General features: G+C 71.7%; 17 protein-coding genes. 9 read left to right on the top strand and 8 right to left on the bottom strand.

The features are described 5' to 3' along the window. Positions 1-20: 20 nt before the first annotated feature. Entirely contained in the window at positions 21-467 is a 447-nt protein-coding gene (locus tag ACTWJ8_RS04950) for a MarR family winged helix-turn-helix transcriptional regulator (protein WP_443263063.1), read from the top strand. On the opposite strand, the gene ACTWJ8_RS04945 is transcribed toward ACTWJ8_RS04950, so the two are convergent. The 3 genes from ACTWJ8_RS04945 to ACTWJ8_RS04935 form a co-directional block, all read right to left on the bottom strand. Next, positions 452-1,714, bottom strand: coding sequence for a hypothetical protein (locus tag ACTWJ8_RS04945; RefSeq protein ID WP_443263062.1), 1,263 nt, complete (start codon positions 1,712-1,714; stop codon positions 452-454). The genes ACTWJ8_RS04950 and ACTWJ8_RS04945 overlap by 16 nt on opposite strands. Before the next feature lie 135 nt (positions 1,715-1,849). Further along, on the bottom strand, positions 1,850-3,226 hold the full coding sequence (locus ACTWJ8_RS04940) for an MFS transporter (RefSeq protein ID WP_443263061.1): 1,377 nt from the start codon (positions 3,224-3,226) through the stop codon (positions 1,850-1,852). Positions 3,227-3,236: 10 nt separating this feature from the next. Then, entirely contained in the window at positions 3,237-3,827 is a 591-nt protein-coding gene (locus tag ACTWJ8_RS04935) for a hypothetical protein (RefSeq protein WP_443263060.1), read from the bottom strand. Positions 3,828-3,959: 132 nt separating this feature from the next. Here ACTWJ8_RS04935 and ACTWJ8_RS04930 point away from each other — a divergent pair, with 132 nt between their 5' ends. Beyond that, positions 3,960-4,874, top strand: coding sequence for a LysR family transcriptional regulator (locus ACTWJ8_RS04930; protein WP_443263059.1), 915 nt, complete (start codon positions 3,960-3,962; stop codon positions 4,872-4,874). Positions 4,875-4,989: 115 nt separating this feature from the next. Then, positions 4,990-5,658 carry a phosphatase PAP2 family protein gene (locus tag ACTWJ8_RS04925; RefSeq protein WP_356380771.1) on the top strand — a complete coding sequence of 223 codons (669 nt, stop codon included), beginning with the start codon at positions 4,990-4,992 and terminating at the stop codon, positions 5,656-5,658. Here the strand turns inward: ACTWJ8_RS04925 and ACTWJ8_RS04920 are convergent. Continuing rightward, positions 5,634-5,882: an SCO4226 family nickel-binding protein gene (locus tag ACTWJ8_RS04920; protein WP_356380768.1), complete on the bottom strand. Its 249-nt coding sequence runs from the start codon at positions 5,880-5,882 to the stop codon at positions 5,634-5,636. The two genes, ACTWJ8_RS04925 and ACTWJ8_RS04920, sit on opposite strands and share 25 nt — an antisense overlap. Before the next feature lie 187 nt (positions 5,883-6,069). Then, on the bottom strand, positions 6,070-6,996 hold the full coding sequence (locus ACTWJ8_RS04915) for an NADP-dependent oxidoreductase (RefSeq protein WP_443263058.1): 927 nt from the start codon (positions 6,994-6,996) through the stop codon (positions 6,070-6,072). A 77-nt stretch (positions 6,997-7,073) separates the two neighbouring features. Here ACTWJ8_RS04915 and ACTWJ8_RS04910 point away from each other — a divergent pair, with 77 nt between their 5' ends. Next, positions 7,074-7,454 (top strand): winged helix-turn-helix transcriptional regulator, encoded by a 381-nt coding sequence (locus ACTWJ8_RS04910; protein ID WP_443263057.1) that lies wholly within the window; start codon positions 7,074-7,076, stop codon positions 7,452-7,454. Between the two features lie 57 nt (positions 7,455-7,511). Here ACTWJ8_RS04910 and ACTWJ8_RS04905 read toward each other — a convergent pair whose 3' ends face one another. Both ACTWJ8_RS04905 and ACTWJ8_RS04900 read right to left on the bottom strand, forming a co-directional pair. Further along, positions 7,512-7,871: a DoxX family protein gene (locus ACTWJ8_RS04905; RefSeq protein ID WP_443263056.1), complete on the bottom strand. Its 360-nt coding sequence runs from the start codon at positions 7,869-7,871 to the stop codon at positions 7,512-7,514. Then, positions 7,868-8,386 carry a cupin domain-containing protein gene (locus tag ACTWJ8_RS04900; protein ID WP_443263055.1) on the bottom strand — a complete coding sequence of 173 codons (519 nt, stop codon included), beginning with the start codon at positions 8,384-8,386 and terminating at the stop codon, positions 7,868-7,870. Before ACTWJ8_RS04900 ends, ACTWJ8_RS04905 begins: the two co-directional genes overlap by 4 nt. Before the next feature lie 81 nt (positions 8,387-8,467). Here ACTWJ8_RS04900 and ACTWJ8_RS04895 point away from each other — a divergent pair, with 81 nt between their 5' ends. After that, positions 8,468-9,319 carry a LysR family transcriptional regulator gene (locus ACTWJ8_RS04895; protein WP_443263054.1) on the top strand — a complete coding sequence of 284 codons (852 nt, stop codon included), beginning with the start codon at positions 8,468-8,470 and terminating at the stop codon, positions 9,317-9,319. 56 nt (positions 9,320-9,375) lie between these two features. Here ACTWJ8_RS04895 and ACTWJ8_RS04890 read toward each other — a convergent pair whose 3' ends face one another. Beyond that, entirely contained in the window at positions 9,376-10,068 is a 693-nt protein-coding gene (locus ACTWJ8_RS04890; RefSeq protein WP_443263053.1) for a GntR family transcriptional regulator, read from the bottom strand. A 112-nt stretch (positions 10,069-10,180) separates the two neighbouring features. Between ACTWJ8_RS04890 and ACTWJ8_RS04885 the strand changes: the two genes are divergently transcribed. The 4 genes from ACTWJ8_RS04885 (at position 10,181) to ACTWJ8_RS04870 (ending at position 12,660) form a co-directional block, all read left to right on the top strand. Then, positions 10,181-11,071 carry an SCO6745 family protein gene (locus ACTWJ8_RS04885; RefSeq protein WP_443264807.1) on the top strand — a complete coding sequence of 297 codons (891 nt, stop codon included), beginning with the start codon at positions 10,181-10,183 and terminating at the stop codon, positions 11,069-11,071. 105 nt (positions 11,072-11,176) lie between these two features. Further along, the gene (panD, locus tag ACTWJ8_RS04880; RefSeq protein WP_356380749.1) at positions 11,177-11,599 is read left to right on the top strand and encodes an aspartate 1-decarboxylase; all 423 of its coding nucleotides are present in this window, start codon (positions 11,177-11,179) and stop codon (positions 11,597-11,599) included. Positions 11,600-11,628: 29 nt separating this feature from the next. Beyond that, a complete protein-coding gene (locus tag ACTWJ8_RS04875) occupies positions 11,629-11,973 on the top strand; it encodes a GNAT family N-acetyltransferase (protein ID WP_443263052.1) in 345 nt (114 codons plus the stop codon). Between the two features lie 36 nt (positions 11,974-12,009). Next, positions 12,010-12,660, top strand: a complete 651-nt coding sequence (locus ACTWJ8_RS04870) for an aspartate/glutamate racemase family protein (protein ID WP_443263051.1) — start codon at positions 12,010-12,012, stop codon at positions 12,658-12,660. Positions 12,661-12,667: the final 7 nt, after the last annotated feature.

Raw genomic sequence — 12,667 nt, 5'->3', positions numbered from 1 at the left:
GTACCTTCCAGGGGGTTCCTGTGTCCGTCGACGCCGCTCAGCTGTGGGCGCTGAACCATCGTCTGCTGGCCGTCGTGATGAGCGACTGCAGTGCCGAACTGGCCGCGCTGGGGCTCGAAGCGAAGGAGTTCTTCGTGCTGGCCGAGGTGGCCGCGTCGCCGTACCCGGCCGAACTGGCGGCGAAGCTGGTCATTCCCAAGGCCAGCGTCTCGGTCTACGTCCGCAGCCTTGTCGCGAAAGGGCTCCTGCGGCGCGAGATCGACGAGGCGGACCTGCGCCGGCACCGACTCACGCTGACTGCCGAGGGCGAGTCGGTGCGGGATCGAGCGCTTGCGGCGCTTGCGGCGGAGTTCGACCGCAGGCTGTCGAGAGTCACCCCTCGGGATCGCGACGCGCTGCGACGCATTCTCCTGACCTTGCTCGATTCCGCCCAAGAGGACCGGCGCGGTGGTCAGGCGCTCGCCTGAAGGGCCTTGAACTGGTCGAACCAGACGTTGCGGCCCAGGGCGCCGTTCGCGCCGGGCCGCACGGTCCGGTTCGCGTACAGGGGGTTGAGGATCCACGGCGTCTTGTCGGCGCCCCAGTGCGACGCCATCGACTCGATCTGGAGGCCGCCGTACGTCGCGACCGCCAGCTTGCCGGTGTCGCGGAACGCCTTCATCTGCTCGGTGAGGTAGTTCCTGCTGTCGTCGAACCAGCGGGTCAGGGAGACGAAGTCGTTCCACTTCTCCTGCGGGAACGGTTCCTCGATGGCGTCCCCGATCACCTGCCACACCTTGCGGCCCGGGTCCACGTCGTAGCGCTCGGCGAACCGCGGGGACACCGGGTCGGCCATGTGCGCCTTCCAGAACTGGACCAGGGAGAACTCCGTCGCGAGGAACTTCTGGTCCTGACGCAGCTGCGGCAGCACGTAGTTGACGAACTTGGCGGCGTTCTGGAGGGACGTGACGTGCGGGTGGATGTCGACGCCCGCGAGCTCGGGCGTCCTGTGCACGAACCGCATCCACCGCTCGGTCGCGGGGGTGCGGCCCGCCGGGTCGTCGAGGTTGTTGAGCGCGCCCATGTAGAGGCTGGTGCCGGAGCCCGAGCCGCCGTGTCGCGCCCGGAAGTCGATGACGTGGCGGGCCAGCGTCTCGTAGAAGACGTTGAGCGTCTTGTCGCGCTCCTCGGGGAGCGTCTCCAGGAACGGTTCGTTGCCGATGGTGAGGATGTCGACCTTGCCGACGACGGCGGCGAGGACCCGGTCCACGAGGGCCAGGAGGTCCTTCAGTTCGGCGCTGCCCGGGGTGGGGAGCGGGCCCTTCGTGGGGCCCAGCGCGTAGGGGAACTTGAGCGAGAGGATCGTTTTGCGGCCGTCGCCGTGCGCGGCCAGGAGTGCCTTGATCGCGCGCTGCTGGGTGACGTCCCCGTCGAGGTCGCCCGGCGTCATCGGGACGAAGCCGCGCACCCACGTGGCCGAGAGCGCCTGGAGCTGGGCGGCGCCGAGGCCCGTGGGGTCCTCGTTGAAGTTCACGCCGAGGGCGCCGTCGGGGGCGCCGCCGGGTGCCTTGCCCGCGGCGGCCTTGCCCTCGACGGGACCGGTGGACTTCGTCGGCGTCGACGTCGTGCCCGAGGCCTTGGCGTCGTTCGACGGCGACGGCGAGCAGGCGGCGGCCAGGAGGGTCGACCCGGTGACGCCCAGGAGCATGCGGCGGGATGTGGTGTGGCGAGTCACAGCTGTCCGTTTCTGTGTGGGGGGCCGTGGGGTGGACGCGTTGATCACTGCTCGGCCACCGTAGGCACGGGAGTGCGCACATCTGTTCCGCTGTGACAGCCCCGCGACATCATCCGGACACCGTGGAAACCCCGGTCACACGGCCGGTGCCGAACCAGGCAGCGGCTTCCCCGCGGACTCCGCCGCGCAGTAGGCGGCCACGGCACCGATCGCGCCTGCCGCCATCAGGTAGTAGCCCGGCACGTTGATGTCCCCGGTCGCCTCCACCAGAAGGGCGTTGACGACGGCGGTCGTGCCGCCGAACAGCGACACCGAGATGTTGAACGCGATCGACAGACCGCCGTACCGGATCTCCGTCGGGAACAGCGCCGGGAGCGTCGAGGGGATCGTGCTGTTGAAGCAGAGCAGCATCAACGACATCAGGACCAGGCCGAGGAAGACCGACGTCAGAGTGTTCTGCTGGATCAGCAGCACCGACGGCACACCGAGCACGATCAGCATGCCGCAGCCGAAGTACAGCACCGGCTTGCGCCCTACGCGGTCCGAGAGCCGGCCCACGAAGGTGATGAGGAGCATCCCCACCGCGAGGACCGCGATCTCCAGGAGCTGCGCCCACGTCGAGCTCACCGACGGGGCGAACTTGTCGATGTATTCGAGCATGTACGTGGTGAGCATGTAGTTCGTGACGTTGAAGACCAGCACGAGGCCCATGCAGATCAGCATCGGTCGCCAGTGGTCGGTGAACACCCGCTTGATCTCCTTGAGGGTCTGGTTGCCCTCACGGCCCTGCTGCTCGGCCACGGCCGCCTTGAACGCCGGGGTGTCCTCCAGCTTCAGGCGCAGGTACAGCCCGATGATGCCGATCGGGCCCGAGATCAGGAACGGGATGCGCCAGCCCCAGGACAGCAGGTCGTCGTGCGACATGACGCCCGGCAGCTGGATGACGAGGCCCGCGACGCCGCCGAGGAGATAGCCGGTCAGGGTGCCGAACTCCAGCCAGCTGCCGAGGAATCCGCGCCGCTTGTCGGGCGCGTACTCGGCGATGAACGTCATCGCGCCGCCGTACTCGCCGCCCGTGGAGAAGCCCTGCACGAGGCGGGCGAGCAGCATCAGGAGCGGGGCGGCGGGGCCCCAGGTCTCGTAGCCGGGTATGAACGCGATCACGAACGTGCCGATCGCCATCATGATGACCGTGATCGACAGCACCTTGGTGCGGCCGATCCGGTCGCCGAGCGGGCCGAAGAACATGCCGCCCAGCGGGCGGACCAGGAAGGCGACCGCGAACAGGCCGAGGGTGCCGATGGTGCCGACGGTCTCGCTCGCGCCGGTGAAGAACACCGCCGTGAGCACGGGCGTCAGATTGGCGAAGACACCGAAGTCGAACCACTCGGTGATGTTTCCGATGGCCGCGGCGCCCACGGCCCGCCTGGTCACCTTCGGGTCGGTGACCAGGGGTTCGGCCGGGGCCGCCGGGGAATCGGGCAGCTCGGAAACGGTGTGCGCGGCTGGCACGTACTACTCCTCAGGGTTGGTGCGTGGTGCGGCGGGCGGAACTCCCGCGCAGGGGGGTGGGATCGATCCAGTGGACGGGCTGCCGGACCCGGCGCGCGGTGCGTCCCGCCTCGAGGACGGCGCCGGCCGCCGGGAAGACGAGCAGCGCGAGCGCCGAGGCCACCAGGGCCGTCGCGGACGCCGGGGAACTCGCGGGCGCGAGCAGCGCCGCCACGAGCAGCGGCAGGCACACGCCGAGGCGGTCGGCGGTGGGGGTGCGGACGGCCAGGACGGCGCGGGCTCCGGAGCGGGCGAGGCCGTGCCCCGCCCCCGCGACCGCGGCGGCGCACAGGGTGAGCCAGGTCGACGACCCGGCCGTCAGGGACAGCACGGACAGGCTCGCCAGGAGCGCGGTGAGACCGGCGAACTGGGCGGCGCGGTGGCCGAGTTCGGCGGCGAGCGGCCCCGCGAGCGCCGAGCACACGACGACGCACAGCGGAACGCCGCAGACGGCGGCCGGATCGCTCCGCCCCGACGCGATCAGGACCGCGGGAACGGCGACGAGGAACAGGCCCGCCGTGGACCGGGCGAGAAAGCGGACGACCGAGACTGTGGCGAACAAAGCGCGCATTCCCGTCGGAACCGCAGGATTCCGGCGCAGGAAAGGACTCTTGGACAGCACCCCGGAAGGGTGTCACCCGTGACTCGTCGACACAATTGGGCGATCTTGTACGTGACCGTGCAAGATGGTCGAATGATCGACCCCAAGCTCAAGGTCCTCCAGATGGTCGAGGCGCACGGTGGCGTCACCGCGGCGGCCGAGGCCATGGGCCTCAAGCCCTCCACCGTCTCGTACCAGCTGCGGCAGCTCGCCGAGCAGGTCGGCGTCACGCTCATCGAGCCCGCGGGCCGCGGCATCAAGCTGACGGCGGCGGCCCGTACGCTGCTGCGGCACGCGGCCGTCCTGGAGGCGCAGTGGGAGCGGGCGCGCAGCGACCTCGCCGCGATGGCCGACGTGCAGACCGGGTCGTTCACGCTCTGCGGCTTCTCCACCGCCGCCACGCACCTGCTGCCGTCCACGGCGGCGACCCTGCGCGACCGGCATCCGCAGCTGAAGGTGCGGCTCGTCGAGGCGGAGCCCGCCCGCTGCTTCGAGCTGCTGCTCACGGGCGAGGCCGACCTCGGCCTGGTCGTCGTCACGACCGACTCACCGCCGCTCAGCGACGAGCGCTTCGAGCAGCAGCCGCTCCTCGACGACCCGCTCGACCTCGTCGTGCCCGCCGAGCATCCGCTCGCCGCGCGCGACCGGGTCGTCCTCGCGGACGCGTCCCGCGAGCAGTGGATCGTCGGCACACCCGGCACGACGTACCACGACCTGCTGGTCACGGCGTGCATGGCCGCCGGCTTCACCCCCGACGTCGGCCATCAGTCCGACGAGTGGGACACGGGTACGGCGATGGTGGCGCACGGCCTCGGCGTGATCCTCGTGCCGCGCCTCGCCCGCATCAACACGGAGTGGCCGGTGGCCCGCATCCCGCTCTCCGGCGAGCCTGCTCCCGCCCGCCGCATCCTCGCCGCCACGCGCAAGGGCGGTGCCCGGCACCCGGTGGTGGCGGAGGCCCTCGCCTTGATCAAGTCTTCGGCGTCGAACTTGGTGCCGGCGGAGTAGTCGGGGAGCGGGCCCGCCCGCGTCCTTGCCGGGCTCTTACCGGCCTGGGGCATGCTCCGATTCCGCTCCCGCGGCCGTCGCACGGGAGCCGCCGCAGAAACTCGGAGTGTGCCCCGTGTCCTCGTCCGCCGTCGTCCCCGCCCTTCGCCCCGCGGTGCTGCCGCTCGCCGCGAGCGCGACCGTCTTCGCCGCCGACGCCGGGCTCGTCGCGGACGGCCACGCCGCATGGCTCGACCACCCGGCGCTCACGGAGGCGGTCGAGCACCGCGACGGCGTTCTCACCACGGTCATGACGGCGGTCACGAACGCCGCCGAGATCCCCTTGGTCGTGCTCGCGGTCCTGGTGGCACTGGTCCTGGCCCGGCGGGCGCGGTCATGGCGACCCGTGCTGCTCGTCGGCGCCGCGGGCGCGCTGTCGGTGGCGGCGGCCACCGTCGCCAAGGACCTGGCCCTGCGGGTCAGGCCCCCGATGTCGTACTGGCTCGTGCACGAGAGCGACTACTCCTTCCCGTCACGCCACACGACCATGACCGCCGCACTGCTGCCGCTGCTCGCCGTCCTGATCACCGACCGCCTCGCCGCGCGCGGGGCGAAGGCCGGGGTGTGGGTGGCGGTCGTCGCCTGCACGGTGCTGGTCGGGGCCAGCCGGATCTACCTGGGCGTGCACTGGGCGACCGACGTGCTCGGCGGCCTCGCCCTCGGCCTTACGGTGGCGCTCGCCGTGCTCACGGCGGACCGGCTGCTGCGCCGGCGGACCGGTCAGGCGGACAGCGGCACCGCGTGAATCTCGTCGGCCTTGTGCCCGGCCCGTTCGTGGATGCGCTGGACCGCATCCGCGGAGGGGCCTTCGGACAGGCAGTACACCGTGCCGGACTGCGGGTCCGCCCAGGCCTTCTCGAAGTGGACGCCTTCCTCCTTCTCGATCGCCAGATCCGCCTGGTGCGCCTTCATCAGGTCGTCGGCGGTGAGGCCCTTCATTCCGTGGTGGACGTCCATGAACTGCGCCATGACGCCGCACCTCCTCTCTCACTCGGCCGGCCGATCAGAACTCGCCGCTCACCGCCCGGCTCCGTACCCTCCATCGTCCTCCTCGGGTGCCCCACCGGCGACAGGAGAGCGCTCCTCTTCGCGGGGCTGCTGTGTCGGAGGCGGAGCCGGCGTCGACGGGTCGCCTTCCGAGCCACCCGTGAGCGGCTCAGATGGTGAGAACGAGCTTGCCCTGGAGATGCCCCTCGTCCAGCAAGCGGTGCGCGTCGGCGACGCGCTCGAAGGGGAACGTCTCCTGTACGTGGACGCGGAGTTCGCCCTGTTCGACAAGGGTGACGAGGCCTCGCAGGGCGACAGGATCGGGGTCGACCGCGATGCCGCTGAAGCGCATGCCGGCCGACTCGAACCGGGCGGCGAGCTCCACGTCGTCGTCGGCGACCGCTGTCACCAGGTGACCGCCGGGGCGGAGCACTGGGAGCGACCGCGCGGCGGTGTCGCCGCCGAGCGTGTCGAGCGCGACGTCGATGTCCCGGACCGTCTCGGCGAAGTCGACCGCGGTGTAGTCGATCACCTCGTCGGCGCCGAGAGCCTCGACGAACTCGCGCTTGCTCCGGCCGGCGGTCGCGGTGACGTGCGCACCGAGCGCCTTCGCGATCTGGATGGCGACATGTCCGACCCCGCCGCCACCGCCGTGGACCAGGACGCGGTCGCCCTCGGTCACGCCGCCGAGGTCGACGAGTCCCTGCCAGGCTGTGAGCCCGACGATCGGCAGCGCGGCGGCCTCGACGTGCGACAGCGACGCGGGCTTCGGTGCCAGGTGCAGCGCCGGCGCCGACACGGCTTCGGCGTACGCGCGGGCCGCCCGAGGGAACAGGGGCATCCCGAACACCTCGTCGCCGGGCCTGAACCGCCCGGTCTGCGCCTGTTCGACGACGCCGCTGATGTCCCAGCCGAGGACGAACGGCGGCGGGCCGATCAGCGGGAATTCGCCGGCGCGCAGGCGAGCCTCCAGTGGGTTGAGGCCGATCGCCCTGACCCGGACGAGGACTTCGGTCGGCAGCGGCCGGGGCTCGGGCGCTTCCACGATGGTGAGTACCTCGGGGCCGCCGGTCGTGTGCTGAGTGATGACTCGCATGACTCTCCTGGTTGAAGACGGGGGGGGGAGAAACCACGCTAGGTATCCGACAGGAACCGGCAGGTACCTTGGGCACCATGAGCGATCTTGGCCCCGGCAACCTCTTTCTGGCCGATTGCCCCGCGCGTCTGGCGGTCGAGCTGATCGCCGACAAGTGGACGGTGGTCGTGCTCGCCGGCCTCAGCAAGGGGCCCGTGCGCCACGGTGAGTTGATCGAACTGATCGGCGGTATCTCCCGCAAGGTGCTCACCCAGACGCTCCGCCGGCTCGAGGCGCACGGACTCGTTCGCCGTCACGCCCGTGCCGAGGCGCCGCCCCGTGTCGACTACGAGCTCACCGCGCTCGGGGCGACGCTGATCGATCCGATTCGCATGCTGGCCGACTGGGCGAGGGAGCACGGCGACGCGGTGCTCGCTGCACACGAAGACGGCCTCGGGACGACGGCCCACGCCGACTGAACCCGCTCCGGCGCGCGGAGCGCTCGTCGAGCGGTTCGGCGGCGGCGTGGCCGACGATCACAGACCGGTGGCCAGCCAGACGGTCACGGCCGCGGCGGCGGCGAGCCCGATGTTGAGCGTGATCCGTCGGTCGTCGCCGGTCAGGTGGACGGCGATCGCACCGGCCTGCAGAAGGACGAAGCCGACGGCCGCGGCCGGTGCGAGGACGGGGGCGATGCCGGTCAGGGGCGGCAGGATCAGGCCGGCCGCGCCGAGTACTTCGACCGCCCCCAGCGCTCTGAGGACGGGCAACGGCACGCGGTCGACCCAGGCCATCATGGGGCGGAGCCGATCGCGGCTCCGGCTCACCTTCAGCGTGCCGGAGTAGACGTAGAAGAGGGCGAGCAGCCCCGCGACGATCCAATAGGCGATGTTCATGATTCCCGTTCATGGGCAACCGGTGCGAGGTCGGTGGCGGGCTCGGTCGCGTAGTGGCTCATCGTGTCGATCGTGGCCTGAGGCGTCGGGGGCCGGTCGCCGGTGAGCAGGGCCTGGAGGTCCCGGAAGTACTGCACGTACAGATCGGGGGTGAACGTGCTGAGCATGACGGCGGATTGGTCGGACACGTTGGCGAAGGTGTGCGGGGTGCCGGGCGGAACCATCACGAGCGTGCCGGCGGCGGCGTCGTGGTTCTCGTGCCCGACGGTGAAACGCACGGTGCCGGAGAGGATGTAGAAGCCCTCGTCGTGTTCGGAGTGGCGGTGCTGGGGCGGCCCAGGGGTGTGCGGGGCGAGGACGGACTCGGCGATGGCGAGGCGGTGCCCGGTGTGGCTGCCGTCCTCCAGGACGCGCATGCGCGTCGTGCCCAGGACGATCGTCTCTCCGTCGCCGGGACCCACCACCGATACGGCGGGGTCGGTCCGCGGCCCGCTGGCCCTTGTTTCTTCGGTCATGCCCACGAGTGCACCGCCGATGCCCTGTCGGTGTCCAAGACCCGTTCCGCGACGCCGATACCTCGTGGGTATCGTCGCTGCGTGGAGCTACGCACCCTGCGCTACTTCGTTGCCGTCGCCGAGGAACGCCACTTCGGCCGGGCCGCCGCACGACTGCACATGAGCCAGCCGCCGCTGAGCCGGGCGATCAAGCAGTTGGAGGCCGAGGTCGGGGCCCGGCTGTTCACCCGCTCGGCCACGGGCGTCACGCTCACGTCGGTGGGCACGGTGCTGCTCGACGAGGCGCGGGCCCTGCTCGACCACGCCGACCGCGTCCGCGTACGCGTGAGCGCCGCGGCCGGCACCGCGACCCTCACCGTCGGCATCCTGGGCGACGGCACCGACCCCGGAGTGGCGAGGCTGGCCGCCGTCCACCGCCGAAACCATCCCGGCATCGACATCCGCGTCCGCGACGCCGATCTGAGCGACCCGACCTGCGGGCTGCGTGCCGGCCTTGTCGACGTCGCGCTGACGCGGGCCCCGTTCGACGAGACCGCCCTGACGGTGCGCGTGCTGCGGGCCGACCCCGTTGGAGTGGTGCTGCGCGCCGACGATCCGCTGGCCGGCCGTGACCGGCTGCGACTGGCCGAGCTGAACGACCGTCGCTGGTTCCAGTTCCCGCAGGGCACCGACCCCCTCTGGCAGGCGTACTGGAACGGCGGCACACCGCGCCAGGGGCCGGTGGTGCGCGCCGTCCAGGAGTGCGTGCAGGCCGTGCTGTGGAACGGCACGGTCGGCCTGACCCCGCTCGGACACGACCTGCCCGCGGACCTGGCCGTGGTGCCCCTGGTCGACATGGCGCCGAGCCGCGTGGTGGCGGTGTGGAACGAGGGCGACACCAATCCGCTGATCCGGTCCTTCGTCGAGACCGCGACAGCCGCGTACCGGGACTGAGCGCCGGGAATCCACGCGTGAACTCCCACCCCGGCCCCGGCTGTTGAGGCGTACGCCTAGGTGGTTCGGCCCGAGTCGTCGGTCAGGGCCGCCGCGGTCAAGGTGAGGTGCCGGGCCAGGACCGCGGCCGCGGTGTCGGCGTCGCGGGCCAGCGCCGCCTCCTCCAGCATGCGGTGTTCCTCGGCGCCGTTCCGGTCGGGGTCGCGGTGCGCGGACCAACGGCGGGCAAGCTCGCTCGCGGTCCACATCCGGTCGAAGGTCTCCAGGAGCGCGCGGTTGCCGCACCCCTCCAACAACGTGCGGTGGAAGGCCCGGTGAGCTTCCGCCCAGGCGGCGGTGTAGTGCTCTCCCTCCTCCGGTGTGTATGCGGGAGTGCGCGCCAGACGATGGTGTGCCGCCCGCACGCGGGCCTCCCAGTCGAGGTCGCCACGCTCGATGGACATGCGCAGGACGACCGGTTCGACGGTCCGGCGGGCCTCCGCGATCTCCTGCCAGCGGCGGTCGGTGAAGGACGGGACGGCGAAACCGCGGTTGGGCAGCCGGTCGGCGAGCCCGTCACCGACCACCCGTACGAGCGCCTCGCGCACCACGGCCAGGCTCACGCCCTGTTCCCTGGCGAGGTCCTGCGGCTTGAGCGGGGCGCCAGGGGCGTGCTCCCCACGCATGATCGCGTCTCGCAGGTGCGCATAGACCTGTTCGGAAAGCATCTGCTTCCCCGGTGGGGTCGAGGGGGACGCCGTCTCAGTCATGGGCCCACCCTAGACGATCCGCTGGATAATCGATTATCTCTGTTACTGTCGATTCGCTGGCGGTGAGGCACCCGCCCGACACCGCCGCCCAAGCCCAGGAGGCACCATGGCCATGCACCTCGACGCTCTGCCCGACCAAGTCCGCACCGGCGACGGCCCGATGGATCTGCGTGCCGTCCGTGAGGTCAGCCGCGCCGTCAGCGCCGCCCACCTGTTCATCTACCTGGCTCCCGAGACCGCCGAGGAGGCGGCCGGGCTCGGCGTGACCGACCGTGGACCGGCGTATCTGGCCTTCCGGTCGGCGGCGATGGGCGCGGTCCCGTGGCAGGTCGTGCTCGCGGCCTTCTACAACTTCAGTCCGAGGGCGGTGCGGGCCATGGAGGGCGTCTGGGGCGTCGCGCCGCCGGAGCGGTGGCAGGCCGCCCGTTTTCGGGCCGCAGGGCGGGCGATGCGGCGCGTGGGCGTACACCTCACGGACGGCCACCTCGCCGAGGCGCGCTCGCTGATCGACCCGGTCGTCGCCGGCGCCGACTGCGCGGGCAAGGTGCTGGCCGCCGCGAACGCCTCGGTCGCGCTTCCCTCCGAGCCTCTCGTCGCGCTGTGGCAGCAGATCACGGTGGTGCGCGAGTGGCGCGGCGACGCCCATCTCGTCGTCCTCGCCGACAACGGTCTCGGGCCCTGCGACTGCCTCGTTCTGCACACCGCGACCGGCAGCCTCCCGACGGCCCTGGTGCGAGCGACCCGCCAGTGGGACGACGAGGAGTGGGGCGCGGCGACGGCGCGCCTCGTCGCGCGCGGCTGGCTCGACCCCGACGGTGTGCTCACCGACGCCGGGAGCGCGGCGCGCGAGCGCATCGAAGTGGAGACGGACGAGCACTGCGCCGCGCTGTGGGAGCCGATCGGCAACATCGGCGCCCGCCGCCTCGCCTCGCTCATCGCGCCGATCGCCGACGCGTTCGCCGCAGCGGCACAGGGGCCGCACGATCGGCGCCCGGGACAGTGAGGAACCTGCGGAGCCATCCCCGCCACCGCGTCTCGCTGTAAGCTGACCCGACAGCCCTTGACCTGCAACAACGCAGGCAGGGAGCCGATTTCAGGGAGTAGCTCCATGCTGCGCACCATGTTCAAGTCCAAGATTCACCGCGCCACCGTCACCCAGGCCGACCTGCACTACGTCGGTTCCGTGACCATCGACGCCGATCTGCTCGACGCCGCCGATCTGCTGCCCGGTGAGCTCGTGCACATCGTCGACATCGACAACGGCGCCCGGCTCGAGACGTACGTCATCGAGGGGGAGCGCGGGTCCGGTGTCATCGGGATCAACGGGGCCGCCGCGCACCTCGTGCACCCGGGCGACCTCGTGATCATCATCAGTTACTGTCAGGTCGAGGACGCCGAGGCGCGGGCCCTGCGGCCGAGCGTCGTGCACGTCGACCGGGAGAACCGGATCGTGGCGCTCGGCTCGGACGCCTCCGCTCCCGTGCCCGGCGGCGATGTGACGCGCGGCCCGCACGCGGTACCCGCGGGCTGAATCCGGTCCACCACGACGCAGGAGAGCCCATGAGCGACATCGAGATCCAGGACTTCCGGGAGAATGGGCTGCTCCAGGCCCGCTCGGGCCGCGAGGTCGTCGGCTACATCCAGTACTTCGTGCTGGACGAGCCGGAGCGGGCGCTCGTCCCGGTGCACACCATCGTCGAGCCGGAGCACGAGGGGAAGGGCATCGCGGGCTCGCTCGCCCGCGAGCTGTACGCCGTCGCCGCCCGCGCGGGCATGCTCGTGGCGCCCCTGTGCCCGTTCGTGGTGCGGTGGGCCGAGCGGCACCCCGGTGAGGCGCCCGCCGTCTCCACGGACCTGCTGCTCGCCGCGAAGTCCGCCCTGGAGGCCGACCCCGCCAAGTGGTGATCCAGCGCGCGTGGCCGACCGCGTAGGGTGCCCGGCATGCACCTGACACTCCTGCACACCTCGCCCGTCCACGTGCCCGTGTTCGACGCCCTGCGCGACGCCGACCACCCCGGCCTCGCGCTGCGTCACGTCGTACGCGAGGAGCTGCTGGAGCGGGCGGGCGCCGAGGGGCCCGACGCCGTGACCGGCGAGGTGCGGGCGCTGCTCGACGCGGCGGTCGCCGAAGGGACGGACGCCGTGCTGTGCACGTGTTCCACCCTCGGCGCCGTCGCCGAGGGCCTCGCCGCGGAGGCCGGCGTGCCGGTGCTGCGCGTCGACCGGCCGATGGCCGCGCGGGCCGTGGCCCAGGGGCGGCGGATCGCCGTCGTCGCCACCGTGCGCAGCACCTTCGGCCCGACCCTCGACCTCGTCGAGGAGGAGGCGCGGCGCTCCGGGCGCACGGTCGACGTGCGCACCGTGTTCGTCGAGGGCGCCTGGGACCGCTTTCTCGCGGGGGACAGGGACGGCTACCTCGCGCTCGTCGCCACCGCGATCGAGGGCGTCGCCGACGCCGACGTGATCGTGCTCGCCCAGGCCTCGCTGACCGACGCCGCCGAGCGGGCCCACACCACGCTGCCCGTGCTCTCCAGCCCGCGCCCCGGCCTCGCCGCGGCCGCCTCGGAATGCGCGGGCGTCAACCGGACTTAGATTGAAA

The sequence above is a fragment of the Streptomyces sp. SDT5-1 genome, assembly GCF_052245995.1.
In the GTDB taxonomy this organism is placed as follows: domain Bacteria; phylum Actinomycetota; class Actinomycetes; order Streptomycetales; family Streptomycetaceae; genus Streptomyces.
Note: the sequence above shows the minus strand (reverse complement) of the source record. Positions and strands in the feature narration are given on the sequence as shown.